Here is a 14,896-nt window from a genome sequence, read left to right as displayed (position 1 = left end):
TCCGACCCATCAGTGAAGCACCCACACCGGGGGCCACACCACAAGGAGTTTGAGATGAAATACATGATCATGATGTTCGGGTCAGCAGAGGGCATGATGGAGACCGCCGACCCTGAGTGGATCAAGGAAATGATCGGGTTCATGATCCAGATCGACAAGGATCTCACTGAATCCGGCGAGCTCGTCTTCAACGCCGGCCTCACTGATGGCAGCACCGCCAAACTCGTCAAGCAGACCTCCGACGGCGTGATCACCACTGATGGTCCGTACGCGGAATCGAAGGAGTCGCTGGTCGGTTACTGGGTGGTTGATGTCGCCAGCGAGGAACGCGCCGTGGAGATCTGTTCCAGCATTGTGAAGTACTCACAGGTTGTGGAGCTCCGCGCGCTCGCGGAAGGTCCGCCGGAGGTTTAGCCTTTGGCCGAAGCACCACGGGATACCCGGATCGAGGACCTGCTGCGCACGTTGGCGCCGCAGGTCCTCGGCGTGCTGGCACGCAAGCACGGCCAGTTCGATGCCTGCGAGGACGCCGTGCAGGAAGCCCTGCTGGAGGCCGCACTTCAGTGGCCTTCCGGATTGCCTCGCGAACCGAAAGCGTGGCTACTGGCCGTCGCAAACCGCCGGCTTGTCGATTTTTGGCGGAGCGAAAACGCCCGGCGTGCACGCGAAGAACGGGTGACAGCCATGGATCCCCGGGGCACTTCAGCCCCGGAAGCAGATGACACCCTCACGCTCATGTTCCTTTGCTGCCACCCGGCGCTGTCGGCCCCTTCGCAACTCGCCCTCACGCTGCGGGCAGTGGGTGGACTTACGACGGCGGAAATCGCCTCCGCGTTTCTGGTCCCCGAAGCGACCATGGGGCAACGCATCAGCCGGGCAAAACAGGGGATCCAGAAAGCCGGTGCCACGTTCAGCATGCCGCCGCCTTCGGAACGGAAGGCGAGGCTCGGCGTCGTACTTCACGTCCTGTACCTGATCTTCAACGAAGGTTACGCTGCGAGTTCCGGCCCGTCGCTGCAACGCGAAGAACTCACCACTGAGGCCATCCGGCTGGCGAGGTTGCTCGTGGGCGCCGTGCCGTCGGAGCTGGAAGCGACCGGCCTGCTGGCGCTGATGCTGCTGACCGATTCCCGGCGCGCGGCGCGTGCCACGGCCGACGGAACTCCCGTGCCACTGGCGGAACAGGACCGAAGTTTGTGGAACCGCGGGCAGATCGAGGAGGGCATTGCGCTGTTGTCGTCCGTACTGGGACGCGGCGCGGCCGGGCCGTATCAACTTCAAGCGGCGATCGCTGCCGTGCACGCTGAGGCGGACTCCGATGCCGAAACTGACTGGCCGCAGATCCTCGCCCTCTACACCGTCCTGGAGGCCGTTGCCCCCAGCCCTGTCGTGACGCTGAACCGCGCCGTGGCAGTGGCCATGGTGGACGGACCCGCCGCCGGGCTCGAGTTGCTGGCCGGGTTGGATGATGTCCTGGTGCGGTCGCACCGGCTGGATGCCGTGCGCGGTCACCTGTACGAAATGGCGGGCTCATTCCCGGAAGCACGGGCAGCATTTTTGGCCGCAGCCAGGAAAACTCAAAGCCTGCAGGAACGGTGGTACCTGTTGGGCAAGGTGGCAAGGCTGGACTCTACCGGGTCCTAACCCCATATAGTCGGAACCATGGAACAGCGCATACTTGGCAAGACCGGCCGATCCGTTTCAACCGTCGGGCTGGGAACATGGCAACTCGGAGCCGACTGGGGTTCCGTCACTGAAGCGGACGCCTTTGCCGTGTTGGAGGCCTCGGTGGAGCACGGCGTGACGTTCTTCGACACCGCAGATGTCTACGGTGATGGGCGCAGCGAGCAGTTCATTGGACGCTTCCTGGGTGCCCATCCGGAGCTGAACGTCACTGTAGCCACCAAGATGGGACGCCGGGTGGACCAGGTCCCGGAAAACTACACCCTCAAGAACTTCCGGGAATGGACGGACCGTTCCCGCCGCAACCTGCAGCAGGACACCTTGGACCTGGTCCAGCTGCACTGCCCGCCCACCGCCGTGTACAGCAATGACGAGGTCTACGACGCCCTGGATACGCTGGTCAGCGAGGGGGCCATCCGCAACTACGGTGTCAGCGTGGAGCGGACAGATGAGGCCCTGGAAGCCATCAAGCGCGGGAACACCGCCTCCGTGCAGATCATCCTGAACGCCTTCCGCCTCAAGCCGCTCGACGAGGTCCTGCCCGCCGCTCGCGAAGCCGGCGTAGGCATCATCGCCCGGGTGCCGCTTGCCTCGGGGCTGCTCTCCGGAAAGTACACATCGGACACGGAATTTCCCGCAGACGACCACCGGAACTACAACCGTTCCGGTGCAGCGTTCGACGTCGGCGAGACCTTCTCCGGCGTGGACTTCGCCACCGGCGTCAAGGCGGCTCAGGAGTTCAGCGCATTGGTTCCCGACGGCGTCACCACCCCGCAAGCGGCCCTCGCCTGGATCGTCGCGCAGGATGGCGTCACCACGGTGATTCCCGGAGCGCGCTCAGCCCAGCAGGCCGCTGCCAACGCCGAAGCTGGAGACATGAAGGTTGTCGGTGCGGGGCTGACCGACGGGGTACATGACATCTACGACCGCTACTTCCGCGAAGCGATCCACCCGCGCTGGTAGGAGGCAGGCCGGCGTCGTGGGTTGTGCGGCGCTGGTTCACCAGCCGCTGCGCGTTGGCGTGTGGCCCTTGCGGGCTTCCTCCGGCATGGCCATCTCTGCCCGGAGTCCCAGAAGGCGGATAGGGCGGTCCGGCTCGATCTTGCCTGTGAGGTCCAGGGCTTGGGCCAGGACTTCATCGCGGTCGAAGGTCTCGGGGATCTTCCTGGCGTAAGTCTTGGTGAAGAACGGCTTGTACCGGACTTTGAGGGTCAATCCGACCACCGGCCGTCCTTCCGCCGCGACGTCCTCAAGAACGCGGGCAGCCAGTTCCTTGAGGGCGTTTTCGATTTGCCCGGCTTCGGTCAGGTCCTGCTGGAACGTCGTCTCACGGCCGTGCGCGCGGGCAACCCAAGGGGTGTCGTCCACTTCGGTTGCGCCTTCCCCGCGGCCAAGTTGTGCGTACCAAGGGCCCATCTTGGGCCCGAACTCGGGCACCAATTCCTGCGGGTCGATCGCCGCGAGCTCCTTGACGGTGCTGATGCCGTGGGCGGCCAGCCGCTTGGAGATCTTGGATCCGACGCCCCAGAGCCCAATGGTGGGTTTGTCTCCCATGACGTCCAGCCAGTTGTCTTTTGTCAGGCGGAAGATGCCAGCGGGTTTACCGAAATCCGTGGCATTCTTGGCCCGGACCAAGGTGTCGCCGATGCCCACGCTGCAGTGGAGTTGGGTCTTTTCGAGAACCGCTTCCTGGATCCGGCGAGCGTACGCTTCCGGGTCCTCAGTTTCCACTCCGACGAAGGCCTCATCCCAGCCCAGCACTTGGACTGTTGCGCCCGGCTGCTCCCGGAGGGTGTCCATCACGGACTCGGAGGCTTCGAGGTAAGCCTCCTGGTCGACCGGCAGGATGATCGCGTCGGGCACTTTCCGCGCTGCTATTCGCAGCGGCATACCGGACCCGACGCCGAATGCCCTGGCTTCGTAGGACGCGGTGGATACCACAGCCCGTTCTGTGGGGTCGCCCCGGCCGCCAACAATGATCGGCTTACCGGCCAGCTCGGGCCGCCTGAGAACCTCGACCGCCGCTATGAACTGGTCGAGATCAACGTGCAGCACCCATGGAGTTCCGCTCACGGGATCAGTCTGCCTCATCAGATGCGCCGTTGGCTGTAGCTTCCTGACCTTCATTGAACCCAGAAGCCCCGTAAATCAACCCATTCCGGGTGCATTCGCCGCTTGCCGACGTAAAAGTGGGTCAGGAAGGCACGCGTCCGCAGCACCCACCCGGCCCGCATAAGCTGACATGGTGCAGTTTTCACTTTGGCTGGCCCTGGTTGGCGCCGGCACCCTGATCAGTTTCACTCCCGGCGCCGGCGCGATCTTCACTATGAGCAACTCGCTCAATTCGGGGTTCCGGCGCTCCATCTGGGGCATCCTCGGCCAACAAGTGGCCTTGATCATCCACATCCTGATCGTCGCTTTGGGCGTGGGGGTCCTGGTTTCCAATTCGCCGGTCATCTTCAACGTCATCCGTTACGCCGGCGCGGCATATCTGGTCTACCTGGGCATCCGGCAATTCCTGCGCAAGCCGGACCTGGATAAAGAACAGGTGGACGACAAGAAGAACGAGCCCGCGCTGTCCATGTTCCAGCGGGGCGTTTGGGTTAACCTGCTGAACCCGAAGGCAATCGTCTTCTTCCTGGCGTTCATGCCCCAGTTCATCCGCCCCGATGAGCCCCTGGTGCAGCAATACGTGGTGCTGACGGCCACCGTGCTGGCGATCGACATCATGGTCATGTGGTTCTTCTTCGCCTTGGCCGCTCGCTCATTCCAACGGTTCACCCACGACCAGCGCGGCCAACTGGTCCTCAACCGCGTCTTTGGCTGCTTGTTCGTGCTGGTGGGCATCCTGCTGGCGGTTATTCATTAGCATCTGCAACCACAGTCGAGTGCTACGGTCGGAGGCATGGAACCGGACTGGATCGAGCATCGGCGCGCCGATGACGGCGAGCATGTCGGATGGATGAAGCCAGTGGACGACGGGTTCGTCGCCATCGACAGACTGGGACGCCCACGCACGGACGTTGTGGATTGGTTTACCGCCGAGGAAACGCTCGATGACATCGGGCTGCGGTACCTGGCCGACCCCCACGAATTACGGCTCGACGACGGCGGCTGGCTGCGTGTGCGGATCGCTGAAGTAACGCCTTCTGCGGTTCGGGTGAAGAAGGACGACTGGGGAGATATGACCGCTCCCCAGATCTACTTCACTGTTTCGCTGCCGATCACAGAGGATCAGCTTCGACCCCTAAAACGGTAATCTGCCCAGCTAGGACGTCGATCCCCGCACCACCAGCGAACTCTCCAGCGTCACGTGCGGCTCATTCAGCGCCACGCCCTCCATGAGTCCCCGGAGCTGCTCGCCCGCCTTGCGACCCAGTGGCGTCGCGGGCAGGTGCACGCTGGTCAGGCTGGGGTTGCTGGTGGCCGAATAGGGCAGATCGTCGAAGCCCGCTACAGCCAACTCTTCAGGAATCCGGACGCCCTCAACCCGCGCTTCCTGCAACACGCCGTAGGCATGCGTGTCAGTTCCGCATACGACGGCGGTCACCCCCTCACGCTGCCACTGCGGCCAGGCGTCGGCGAAAGCGGCGGCGGCAGCACCGACGTCGATCGCTGTACTGACAATGTGGTCTTCGGAGACCACCAGGCCGCACGCAACTGCCTCTTCCAGGAAGGCTTCACGGCGCAGCTGGAATGTAGTGGTGCCTGTGATGCCGTCAATGTAGGCGGCGCGGGTGTGTCCGGATGCGGCGAGGTGCCGGGCAAGCTGACGCGCTCCCTGGGCGACGTCGAGATTCACCGAGGGCGCATACGATTCCAGCCCCGGAGCATCCAGCAGCACCAGTGGTCCAGCTGCGGAAAGGTCCTCCAGGAACCCGGCGCTCGGGGCGCCCACCAACAGGCCGGCAGGGCGGAGCGCCAACAACTTGCGCACGTCGGATGCCTGTGGCGATTCACCGGCGTCGGTCACTGAGAGCAGCAGCTGGTATTCCGCGCCAAGCGATTCCCGCACCCCCGCTATAACGTTGGCGAAAAAGGGGTTGGACACGTCCGGGGTGACCAGGATGACGATCGAGCTGACACCGCGGGCCAGGGAGCTGCCGATGCTGTCCACCACGTAGCCAAGTTCGGCAATTGCGGTCCGGACGCGCGAGATGTTGTCGTCCGATACCCGTCCCTGCGTTTTGCCGTTGGCTACCAGGGAAACGGTGGCAGTGGAAACTCCGGCTCGTTCGGCCACCATTGCAGCCGTCACCCGGGGCGTGCGATGTGCCCGGCCGCTGCGCCGTTCCAGGGATTCCATGCATCGATCGTAGCCGGGTTCGCAGCCTTCAGGCCGCCGCAAGGCATCAAGCGCTTGACGCATTCCACGTTAAGCGTTTGACGTAGCAGCCATGGCGATGCCAAAATCACCCTGAATGCTTAACGCCCTGCCCAGGGCATGTTCCTGGCAGGCCCCAATGACGTGGAGACAAACGTGGACCCCAACACACGCAAGAAGATCATTCTTGACTGCGACCCTGGCCATGACGACGCAGTGGCGCTGCTGCTGGCACACGGAAACCCGGACATCGAATTGCTCGCTGTGACCACCGTGGTGGGCAACCAGACGCTGGAGAAAGTAACCCGCAACGCCCTCTCGGTGGCCACCATTGCCGGCATCACGGGAGTCCCGTTTGCCGCAGGCTGCGACCGCCCGCTGGTCCGCACCATCGAAACCGCACCGAGCATCCACGGCGAGACCGGCATGGACGGTCCTGAACAGCCCGAGTCCACCATCGAGCTCGACCCGCGCCACGCCGTCGACCTCATCATCGACACCGTCATGGCGCATGAGCCGGGCACCGTCACCCTGGTCCCCACAGCGGGCCTGACCAACATCGCGATGGCAGCCCGCAAGGAGCCGCGCATCGTTGAGCGGGTCAAGGAAGTCGTCCTCATGGGCGGCGGCTACCACGTGGGCAATTGGAGCGCCGTGGCCGAGTTCAACATCATCATCGACCCCGAGGCCGCGCACATCGTCTTCAACGAAAAGTGGCCCGTGGTGATGGTCGGCCTTGACCTGACGCACCAGGCACTGGCCACGGATGACGTAGTCCGGAAAATAGCGGAAATCGGCACCAAGCCCGCCCAGTTCGTCCTGGAACTCATGGAATTCTTCAAGAAGACCTACAAGGACGCCCAAGGCTTCGATTTCCCGCCTGTCCACGACCCCTGCGCCGTGGCCTACGTCATCGACCCGACGGTCATGACCACCCGCAAGGTCCCCGTGGACATCGAACTGCAGGGCAAACTCACCCTCGGCATGACCGTCGCCGACTTCCGCGCACCCGCCCCGGATGACTGCCACACCTCCGTTGCCGTCGAGTTGGACCACCAGAAGTTCTGGGATCTGGTCACCGATGCGATCGAACGGATCGGCGAACCAACGCTCGACGGCGGCACGTCCGCAGGCGCGCCCGTCACCGAAACTGCCGAGGTAGTGGCAGCCGTGGCGGCCGTCGCAGCAGGAGAGGCAAAGTAATGACCACGCTCACTGACACCAAATCCACGCGCGGGAACGTCACCGCGCTCATGGTCGCCCTGCTGGCAGCCTGCGTGGCCTTCCAGCTCAACGCCTCCATGCTCAGCCCGGCCCTGGTCACCATGGGCAACGAACTCCACACCGACCAAGCCACCATCGGCCTCTCCCAGACCTGGTTCTTCACGGCCGCTGCGTTGTTCTCCTTGTTCCTCCCCCGCCTCAGCGACATCGTGGGCCGCAAGAAGATCCTGGTGGGCATGATGCTCCTCATGGCTGTCGGTTCGGTCATCGCCGCACTGGCACCGGACGTCACGTGGCTTTTCGTTGGCCGCATCATCCAGGGCGTCAGCGGCCCGACGGTCCCGCTGTGCCTCATCATGCTCCGCTCCGCCGTGAGCAATCCCCGCAAATACGGGACCCTCATGGGCCTGATCACGGCTGTCAACGGCGGCGTGGCCGGCGTTGACTCCTTCGTGGGCGGCTACTTCGCCGAGAACTTCGGCTTCCGCAGCATCTTCTGGCTCATGGTTGCCCTTGCCGTGGTGGCCACGGTCCTCATCGCCGTCCTCGCTGGTGAAAGCAAGCCGGCAGCCGGCACCACCATGGACTGGCTGGGAGTGTTCTTCATCGTGATCGCCGTGGGTGCGCTGCTGACCGCGCTGAACGAAGGCGCCAAGCTCGCCACGGCCTTCGACGCCGGAACGCTGACTCTGGCGATAAGCCTGACGGTGATCGCCGTCGTCGCGTTCTTTGCGTTCTGGACCGTGGAGAAGCGCGCGAAGCAGCCCATGGTTGAAACCATCCACCTCCGCCAACGCTCCACGTGGGCGCCCCTGCTGACCACCACCCTGACCATGACCGGCATCTTCGCAGTGATCAACGGTATTGTTCCGGCCTACGTCCAGGCCGCCGATCCGGGCTTCGGGGTTGGGCCCACGGAGATGTCGCTGATCATCCTGACGCCGTATGCGCTGCTGGGCTGGATCTTCGGCCCTATCAGTGGCCGCCTGGCTCCGGTACTCGGCTACACCAAGGTGCTGCGCATTGGCCTCATCGGCAGCCTGCTTGCCCTGGCCATCATCGCGTTCTTTGGCCTGAACAACCTGCCCATGATGATCCTGGGTACGGCCCTGCTGGGCATCATGTACGCCGGCACTGTCAACATCATGCTGAACGGACTCGGCGTGGTCCTCTCACCGCAGGGCAATCCGGGCTTCCTCCCCGGCATGAACGCGGGAGCGTTCAACCTCGGCGCCGGGCTGAGCTTCCTGGTGCTGCCTGCCGTGCTGGTCGCCACGGCTTCGCTCAACGACGCCAAGGCTTCGTACCTGACAGTTGTAGTCGTGGGCCTGGGCATCACGCTTGCAGCCTTCGCCGCGTCGCTGCTGATCCCCAAGCCCGTTGATGCAGAGGTCACCGAGGAAGCGAAGGTGGCAGCGTGAACAACGCACCCAAGGCGGGGATCGTCGTCGTCGGGTCCTTGAACGCGGACCTGACCATCTACACCGAGCGCCTCCCCAAACCCGGCGAAACGGTGCACGGCAACGGCTTCGCCGTGAACCCGGGCGGCAAGAGTGCCAACCAGGCCGTGGCCGCCAGCAGGCTTGGGGGCAAGGTGAGCCTGATCGGCGCCGTGGGCGAGGACCCCAACGGCACCATGCTCCTGGACTCGACCGCCAACGCCGGCGTGGACGTCTCGCGCGTCCGTCGCACAGGGACCGCAACGGGTGTCGCCGTGATCTCCGTGGACGCGAACGGCGAGAACAGCATCATCATTTCCGCTGGCGCCAACGGGACGTTGTCCCCCGCCGACGTGGATGCGGCCGCCTTCCGCGACGCCGCCGTCGTCTGCCTCTGTTTGGAGGTGGGGATCGATACCGTGGTGGCCGCGGCCCAAGCAGGGCACGACGCCGGTGCAACCGTGCTGTTGAACCTCTCGCCTTACGCTGAGGTGCCTGAGGTTTTGGCTGGCTTGAGCGACGTGCTGCTGGTGAATGCGCACGAAGCCGCACTGTTCCTTGGTGACGGGGCTGATATTCCCGATGCCGATGCACCGGCCGACCACTGGGAGCCTGTGCGCAGCCGGTTCGCCCGCCGTGGCCTGCAACGCGTGCTCGTGACACTTGGTTCGCAGGGTTCTGTGGTGCTGGATTCGTTGGCTGATGAGCAGGTGACCCGGATCGCTCCGACGAGGGTTTCCGCCCTCGACACCACAGGTGCCGGAGATGCCTTTACGGGCGCCGTGGCCGCCCGCTTGGCAGCGGGTGATTCGCTGACCGATGCTGCGTCCTTTGCTTCAGTGGCGGCAGCACTGGCCGCAACAAAGAAGGGCACGCAGGCCGCCTACGCAACCTTCGGGGAAGTCGAAGCCGCCCGCGCCTCCTGAATCACTCCCCGCCCCCCAACTGGGTCGCAGTTCAGGTCGTTCTGAGCCCTCAGAACGACCTGAACTGCGACCTACTTGGGTTAAGCGGACTTGCGTGCGGCGCGTTGGGCTGAGCGTTCCACGCCTTTGCGGCTCAGGGCACCGTGGCCGGCCATGAGGCGGGGCACCACGACGTAAACAGCGGTGGGAACCACGAACGCGGTCAAGACCAGGGCGCGCAGTACGGGGTGCCAAGACTCCATGATCGGTCCGAGCAGCAGCATGCCCACGGACACGAGGGGGAAGATGGCGATCCAGGTAATGAGCGCCCGCATGTGAACGGACGGACCCTGCGGACGGGCGGGCGCGGTGAAGGCAGGCGCCTCGGCGGGGGCAGTTGTTTCGGCGGCGACGTGGGTCGTCATGAGATTCTCCAACCATCTAGTTGCAATTGATCCGGGATCACCATAACCCCGCAGCGGAACAATTACAACCACTTAGTTGGAAACTGGTAATATGACCCTATGGCATGGGACACGGAACGAACCAAGGCGCTGCTGTTGGAAGCGGCAACCACCGAGTTCTGCACGCGTGGCCTTGCCGGCGCCCGCATCGACAGGATCGCGTCCGAGGCCGGGGTCAACAAGGAGCGGATCTACCAGTACTTCGGCAACAAGAACGGACTGTTCGACGCCGTTATCGTCGCCGCGCTCAGCTCCCTCATGGACGAAGTACCCATCGAGGGCAGCGGACCGGAAGCCATGGCGGACTACGCCGGGCGGCTCTTTGACCACCACCAAAAGGACGCAACGGCCCCACGGCTTCTGTTCTGGGAAGGCCTGGAGCGCGGGACAGAAGTGGTGGGCCTGCCCAAACGCATGGCCAACTGCGCTTCAAAGGTCAACAGCACCATCGCCGCCCTCCCCGGGATCTCCCGGGAAGACGCCGGAGACCTCCTCATCACCATTGTCAGCCTCTGCGATTCCGCCCCCGTGCTGCCGGCCCTCGACGGGCTCATGGCCGGCAATGACCCCGGCCGCCTCCAGAGGCGACGCGCCGCCGTCGTCCGCACCGTCCATCTGGCGGCCGCAGCGCTGGCCGCCGAAGCCCCGGAAGCCGCAACCGCCTGAATCAGCCCCTGGCACCGGCTCTGTGACAGCTTTGACACCAAAAGTGACTTACTTGTGAAGTTGCCCCTAGCCAAGAGGGGGTGACATCAACCATGCTTGCTGCATGTACTCAACGTCGAGCCCATACCGCATCATCACGGTCTGCACGGGAAACATCTGCCGCTCCCCCATGGCAGCGCTCATGCTGACCGAGGCCTTGGCAGCGGAAGGGCTCGGCGATCTTGCAGCGGTCGACTCCGCGGGCACAACCGGGTACGAGGTAGGCCACCCGATCGACCCCCGTGCCGCCCGCGTCCTGACCGCCCAGCACATTGCCTCCGAAGACCACGTTGCACGGGAGTGGCGGCACGAATGGTTCGCCGACCGGGACTTGATCCTGGCACTGGACGTAGACCACTTCGGCTGGCTCCAGGAAGGCGCCCCCGACCACGCCTCCTTGGAAAAAGTCCGCATGCTTCGCAGCTTCGATTCCCGGATGGCAGGGCGCAGTTCCCTCGATCTGGGCATCGAGGATCCTTGGTACGGCGGCCACACTGACTTCGACAACACGTGGACGCTCATCAAAGCCGCCATCCCGGGGATCGTGGAACACGTCAAGGCCGCCATCGCCCGCGCCAACACCGAAGCAGGCCACGAGCACCAGCAGGTAACCTCTATGACATGACCCCTGCACCCGTGATCATCGCTGTTGACGGCAGGTCCGGCGCAGGCAAAACCACGCTGGCCGTCGAACTGGCAGCCCGGCTGCGGCAACACCACAAGGTTTCGCTGTTCCACCTGGAGGACATCTACCCGGGATGGAACGGCCTGCGGACGGGCATCGAACGCTACGTTGCCACCGTCCTCACGCCGCTGAGCCAAGGCGCGGCCGCTGAATGGGTCAGCTGGGACTGGGAGCGGCACTACGACGGCGGGCTCAACGTCACGCTGCCGGCCGAGATCGTCATCGTGGAGGGCGTAGGGTCCGCTGCCGAGGCTGCCCGGCCCATGCTGGACGCCGTGGTGTGGGTTGAAGCGCCGGGTGATGACCGGCGTCGTCGTGCCCTGACGCGCGACGGAAGCACCTACGAGCCCTACTGGGACACCTGGGCCGCACAAGAAGAGGAATGGCTTTCGGCCGACGCCGTAATCGAAGACGCCGACATCCACGTCCAAAACCCCGCCGATGGCAGCGCCCCGGACCACCTCCTGCAGGCCCTGATGTACCTGCCCTCGCTTGCCGCCATCCTGTCCCCGGAACTCAGTTCACGGCGCGGACTGCAGCTTCGGTCCGAGCGCATCGAAGCGACGCCGGACGCCGCCGTCCTCTTCGAGTCCCTGTACGGCCGCTCCACCAACGCCGTCTGGCTGGATTCCTCCAACGCCGCTGCGGTAGCCGGCCGGTCGCAGGCCGCGGCCCGGAGCCGCTTCAGCATCCTGGCCGACGACGGCGGGACGTTCGGCCAGTCGGTCCAGCACAGTGCCGGGGTCACCCGCGTGACGGCAGGGTCGGCCACCGTGACGACGTCCGGACCTTTCTTCCGCTGGCTCGACTCCGTCTGGGGCAGCCGGGCTGTCCGCGCTCCCCGCGGCTACGATTCCCAATTCACGCTGGGCTGGCTCGGGTATCTGGGCTACGAACTCAAGCGCGAAACCGGGGGCAATGACGTCCCGTCCGAGACCCCGGACGCCGCCCTCCTCTTCGCAGGCCGGGCCGTGGTCCTGGACCATCGCGAACACACAGTCTGGCTGCTTGCGCTGGAAGCCCCCGACGCCGGTGACTGGCTGCGCGAGGCGAGGGCCGCCGTCGTCGGTGCCTCTGGTTCCGGCGACGCTGCCTCCAGTGGTGCGCCTGCCCGCATTGCGGTCTCTGTCCCCGAATTCACCAGCCGTGATTCGGCCACCGACTACAAGCGCAAGATCGCGGACTCACAGCACGAAATCAGCGAAGGCAACTCCTACGAAATCTGCTTGACCACCACACTGGAGGCGCCGGCAGGCGACCTCGACGGCTGGAGCACCTACCTGGCGTTACGACGCCGGAACCCGGCACCGTTCGCCAGCTACCTCCGCTTCGGCGGATTGGAGGTTGCCAGCACGTCGCCTGAGCGCTTCCTGAGGATATTGTCCGACGGCGGCATGCGCGCCGAACCGATCAAAGGCACACGTGGCCGCTCCGCCGACCCTGGGCAGGACGCAGCCCTGCGGCTGGACCTGGAGACCTCGCTGAAGGACCGCGCCGAGAACATCATGATCGTGGACCTGCTGCGCAACGACCTCAGCCACTACGCTATCCCGGGCTCCGTGACCGTCAGCAGGTTGTGCGCCATAGAAAGCTACGCAACTGTCCACCAGATGGTGAGCACCGTGGACGCCCACCTTCGTCCGGGCGCTCCGCGGGCCGAAGCTGTGGCGGCGGCTTTTCCGGCCGGTTCCATGACCGGTGCACCCAAGATCAGCACCATGGACATCCTGGACCAGCTCGAATCGGGACCACGCGGCATCTACTCCGGCGCGATCGGCTACTTCTCGCTGAACGCCGCCACCGACCTCGCTGTGGTGATCCGGACCTTGGTGGTAAACCCTGATTCCGAGGGCGGGCGCAAACTGGCCTTGGGGGTCGGCGGGGCCATTACGGCGGATTCAGTGGCCGACGACGAATACGAAGAAATACGGACCAAGGCCTTCGGAGTGCTCTCCACCCTGGGCGCCGACTTCCCCGACTGAGTTTTTACTGGAGCGTTGCCGTCAATCTGGCCACGTTATCCACATACTTGGCCAGGGGTGGCCTGTCCATCCAGTCATCCAACATAAGCTCACGGGATACCTCGCGATACGTGGATTCCACGGCCCGCATGAGGTTCACGGTTTCGGCGCCCAACAGCATCACCGAGACCTCCATATTCAAGGAGAAGGAGCGCATGTCCATGTTGCTGGAACCAAGAACGGCTACCTCGTCATCAATGGTGAAGTGCTTGGCGTGGAGTACGTACGGGGCACGGTACAGATAGATGCGGACCCCTGCATCAAGCAAGGCCTCGTAATACGAGCGCTGCGCGTGGTGCACCAGGAACTGGTCGCCCTTCTCCGAGACAAACAACTCCACATCCACGCCCCGCTGGGCGGCGGTGGTGATGGCATACAGCAGTGAGTCATCGGGAACGAAGTACGGGCTGCAGATGGAGATCCTGTGTTGCGCCGAGTAGATCAGCGTGTTGAAAAGGCGCAGGTTGTTTTCGGTGGCGAACCCCGGGCCGCTGGGAACCACCTGGGCTGTTACCTGCCCGGGAGAGGGTTTGGCCGGCAGGCGCAGCTGATCCTCAAGGGATTCGTCGGTCTCACTGAGCCAGTCTGTCGCGAACACCACGTTGAGGGTAGGCACGATCGGTCCCTCGAGCCTGGACATGAGCTCCACCCATTTACGGCCCACCTTGTGATGCTTGGGGTTGTTGTAGGACGGCTCGATCAGGTTCTGTGAACCGGTGAAAGCCACTTGGCCATCGATCACCATGATCTTGCGGTGGTTCCTCAGATCGGGGCGCCGCCATTGGCCATGGATGGGCAGCAGAGGCAGCATCCGCTTCCACTGGATCTTGCCCGCCTTGAGCCGCCGGATCAGGCGTCGGTAGCCCTTGACCCGAAGAGTTCCAATGTGGTCGAAGAGGAGCCTCACCGTGACACCCCGTTCAGCTGCCTTCTCCATTTCAGTCAGCAGCTCATCTGTCACGGAGTCGCTGCTCATGATGTAGAACTCGGCGTTGACGTAAGACTTGGCGCCGCGGACGGCCGCGGCCATGGCTTTGATGGATTCCTCGTAGCCGGGGATCAGCTCCACCTTGTTGCCATCAACCATCGGCAGCGAACCCAGCCGGTGATTAAGCTCACCGGCCGATTTCACCCATTCAGGTCCGGAGTAGACACTCACGGGATCCGAGAGATCGGAGGTCACTGCACGAACGCGGCGGTTGACTTCTTCCTGCTGTTCGCGCCTGCGCCTTGAGAGCTTGAAGTTGCCAAAGAGCAGGAACAGGACGAAACCCACGGATGGGATGAGGAACACAGCCAGCAGCCATGCCATGGCGGTGGTGGGGCGGCGGTTGCCGGGGATGATGCCCAGCAGGACGATGCGCATGATGACTTCCGCGATGGCCCACGCGCCCAGCAACCAGGTCCACTCCTGGCCAAACGGAAAAGGAAAGAGCACGCGACAAA

The 14,896-nt window shown here is 64.2% G+C and carries 15 protein-coding genes; 11 read left to right on the top strand and 4 right to left on the bottom strand.

Features of this window, described 5'->3' with window-relative positions; all coding sequences use genetic code 11:
* Window positions 1-54 precede the first annotated feature (54 nt).
* From AB0N72_RS17555 to AB0N72_RS17545, 3 genes are read left to right on the top strand one after another with little or no spacing between them, the layout of a single operon-like run.
* Window positions 55-414 (top strand): YciI family protein, encoded by a 360-nt coding sequence (locus AB0N72_RS17555; RefSeq protein ID WP_363933474.1) that lies wholly within the window; start codon window positions 55-57, stop codon window positions 412-414.
* A gap of 3 nt (window positions 415-417) precedes the next feature.
* Window positions 418-1,644 (top strand): DUF6596 domain-containing protein, encoded by a 1,227-nt coding sequence (locus AB0N72_RS17550; protein WP_363933472.1) that lies wholly within the window; start codon window positions 418-420, stop codon window positions 1,642-1,644.
* A gap of 18 nt (window positions 1,645-1,662) precedes the next feature.
* Complete coding sequence (locus AB0N72_RS17545; protein ID WP_363933470.1) at window positions 1,663-2,646, top strand: aldo/keto reductase; 984 nt, start codon at window positions 1,663-1,665, stop codon at window positions 2,644-2,646.
* A gap of 36 nt (window positions 2,647-2,682) precedes the next feature.
* Here AB0N72_RS17545 and AB0N72_RS17540 read toward each other — a convergent pair whose 3' ends face one another.
* The gene (locus AB0N72_RS17540; RefSeq protein WP_363933468.1) at window positions 2,683-3,774 is read right to left on the bottom strand and encodes a DNA polymerase IV; all 1,092 of its coding nucleotides are present in this window, start codon (window positions 3,772-3,774) and stop codon (window positions 2,683-2,685) included.
* Window positions 3,775-3,925: 151 nt separating this feature from the next.
* Between AB0N72_RS17540 and AB0N72_RS17535 the strand changes: the two genes are divergently transcribed.
* Both AB0N72_RS17535 and AB0N72_RS17530 read left to right on the top strand, forming a co-directional pair.
* Window positions 3,926-4,552 carry a LysE family transporter gene (locus AB0N72_RS17535; protein ID WP_363933466.1) on the top strand — a complete coding sequence of 209 codons (627 nt, stop codon included), beginning with the start codon at window positions 3,926-3,928 and terminating at the stop codon, window positions 4,550-4,552.
* A 36-nt stretch (window positions 4,553-4,588) separates the two neighbouring features.
* On the top strand, window positions 4,589-4,942 hold the full coding sequence (locus AB0N72_RS17530) for a hypothetical protein (RefSeq protein ID WP_363933464.1): 354 nt from the start codon (window positions 4,589-4,591) through the stop codon (window positions 4,940-4,942).
* Window positions 4,943-4,951: 9 nt separating this feature from the next.
* Here the strand turns inward: AB0N72_RS17530 and AB0N72_RS17525 are convergent, their stop codons facing one another.
* The gene (locus AB0N72_RS17525) at window positions 4,952-5,989 is read right to left on the bottom strand and encodes a LacI family DNA-binding transcriptional regulator (protein WP_363933462.1); all 1,038 of its coding nucleotides are present in this window, start codon (window positions 5,987-5,989) and stop codon (window positions 4,952-4,954) included.
* A gap of 138 nt (window positions 5,990-6,127) precedes the next feature.
* Here AB0N72_RS17525 and AB0N72_RS17520 point away from each other — a divergent pair, with 138 nt between their 5' ends.
* The 3 genes from AB0N72_RS17520 to AB0N72_RS17510 are packed head-to-tail and all read left to right on the top strand — an operon-like array spanning window position 6,128 to window position 9,596.
* A complete protein-coding gene (locus AB0N72_RS17520) occupies window positions 6,128-7,210 on the top strand; it encodes a nucleoside hydrolase (RefSeq protein WP_363933460.1) in 1,083 nt (360 codons plus the stop codon).
* The gene (locus AB0N72_RS17515) at window positions 7,210-8,652 is read left to right on the top strand and encodes an MFS transporter (protein ID WP_363933458.1); all 1,443 of its coding nucleotides are present in this window, start codon (window positions 7,210-7,212) and stop codon (window positions 8,650-8,652) included. Before AB0N72_RS17520 ends, AB0N72_RS17515 begins: the two co-directional genes overlap by 1 nt.
* Window positions 8,649-9,596 carry a ribokinase gene (locus AB0N72_RS17510; RefSeq protein ID WP_363933456.1) on the top strand — a complete coding sequence of 316 codons (948 nt, stop codon included), beginning with the start codon at window positions 8,649-8,651 and terminating at the stop codon, window positions 9,594-9,596. Before AB0N72_RS17515 ends, AB0N72_RS17510 begins: the two co-directional genes overlap by 4 nt.
* Before the next feature lie 80 nt (window positions 9,597-9,676).
* On the opposite strand, the gene AB0N72_RS17505 is transcribed toward AB0N72_RS17510, so the two are convergent.
* Entirely contained in the window at window positions 9,677-10,000 is a 324-nt protein-coding gene (locus AB0N72_RS17505) for a hypothetical protein (RefSeq protein WP_363933454.1), read from the bottom strand.
* Window positions 10,001-10,099: 99 nt separating this feature from the next.
* Between AB0N72_RS17505 and AB0N72_RS17500 the strand changes: the two genes are divergently transcribed.
* The 3 genes from AB0N72_RS17500 to pabB all read left to right on the top strand — a co-directional run bounded on the left by AB0N72_RS17500 (window position 10,100) and on the right by pabB (window position 13,411).
* On the top strand, window positions 10,100-10,705 hold the full coding sequence (locus AB0N72_RS17500) for a TetR/AcrR family transcriptional regulator (protein ID WP_363933452.1): 606 nt from the start codon (window positions 10,100-10,102) through the stop codon (window positions 10,703-10,705).
* Between the two features lie 103 nt (window positions 10,706-10,808).
* On the top strand, window positions 10,809-11,369 hold the full coding sequence (locus tag AB0N72_RS17495; protein ID WP_363933450.1) for a low molecular weight protein-tyrosine-phosphatase: 561 nt from the start codon (window positions 10,809-10,811) through the stop codon (window positions 11,367-11,369).
* A complete protein-coding gene (gene pabB, locus AB0N72_RS17490; RefSeq protein ID WP_363933449.1) occupies window positions 11,366-13,411 on the top strand; it encodes an aminodeoxychorismate synthase component I in 2,046 nt (681 codons plus the stop codon). The genes AB0N72_RS17495 and pabB overlap by 4 nt, the downstream gene beginning before the upstream one ends.
* A 4-nt stretch (window positions 13,412-13,415) precedes the next feature.
* Here pabB and cls read toward each other — a convergent pair whose 3' ends face one another.
* Complete coding sequence (gene cls / locus AB0N72_RS17485) at window positions 13,416-14,888, bottom strand: cardiolipin synthase (RefSeq protein WP_363933447.1); 1,473 nt, start codon at window positions 14,886-14,888, stop codon at window positions 13,416-13,418.
* Window positions 14,889-14,896: the final 8 nt, after the last annotated feature.

The sequence above is a fragment of the Paenarthrobacter sp. NPDC089307 genome (assembly GCF_040685055.1).
Taxonomy (GTDB): Bacteria; Actinomycetota; Actinomycetes; order Actinomycetales; family Micrococcaceae; genus Arthrobacter.
Note: the sequence above shows the minus strand (reverse complement) of the source record. Positions and strands in the feature narration are given on the sequence as shown.

What these genes read in the sequence shown, in the direction of transcription:
- AB0N72_RS17555 (WP_363933474.1), top strand. Translation starts at nt 55, where the DNA reads ATGAAATACATGATCATGATGTTCGGGTCAGCAGAGGGCATGATGGAG.
- AB0N72_RS17545 (WP_363933470.1), top strand. Translation starts at nt 1,663, where the DNA reads ATGGAACAGCGCATACTTGGCAAGACCGGCCGATCCGTTTCAACCGTC.
- AB0N72_RS17540 (WP_363933468.1), bottom strand. Translation starts at nt 3,774, where the DNA reads ATGAGGCAGACTGATCCCGTGAGCGGAACTCCATGGGTGCTGCACGTT.
- AB0N72_RS17535 (WP_363933466.1), top strand. Translation starts at nt 3,926, where the DNA reads ATGGTGCAGTTTTCACTTTGGCTGGCCCTGGTTGGCGCCGGCACCCTG.
- AB0N72_RS17530 (WP_363933464.1), top strand. Translation starts at nt 4,589, where the DNA reads ATGGAACCGGACTGGATCGAGCATCGGCGCGCCGATGACGGCGAGCAT.
- AB0N72_RS17525 (WP_363933462.1), bottom strand. Translation starts at nt 5,989, where the DNA reads ATGGAATCCCTGGAACGGCGCAGCGGCCGGGCACATCGCACGCCCCGG.
- AB0N72_RS17520 (WP_363933460.1), top strand. Translation starts at nt 6,128, where the DNA reads ATGTTCCTGGCAGGCCCCAATGACGTGGAGACAAACGTGGACCCCAAC.
- AB0N72_RS17515 (WP_363933458.1), top strand. Translation starts at nt 7,210, where the DNA reads ATGACCACGCTCACTGACACCAAATCCACGCGCGGGAACGTCACCGCG.
- AB0N72_RS17505 (WP_363933454.1), bottom strand. Translation starts at nt 10,000, where the DNA reads ATGACGACCCACGTCGCCGCCGAAACAACTGCCCCCGCCGAGGCGCCT.
- AB0N72_RS17500 (WP_363933452.1), top strand. Translation starts at nt 10,100, where the DNA reads ATGGCATGGGACACGGAACGAACCAAGGCGCTGCTGTTGGAAGCGGCA.
- AB0N72_RS17495 (WP_363933450.1), top strand. Translation starts at nt 10,809, where the DNA reads ATGTACTCAACGTCGAGCCCATACCGCATCATCACGGTCTGCACGGGA.
- pabB (WP_363933449.1), top strand. Translation starts at nt 11,366, where the DNA reads ATGACCCCTGCACCCGTGATCATCGCTGTTGACGGCAGGTCCGGCGCA.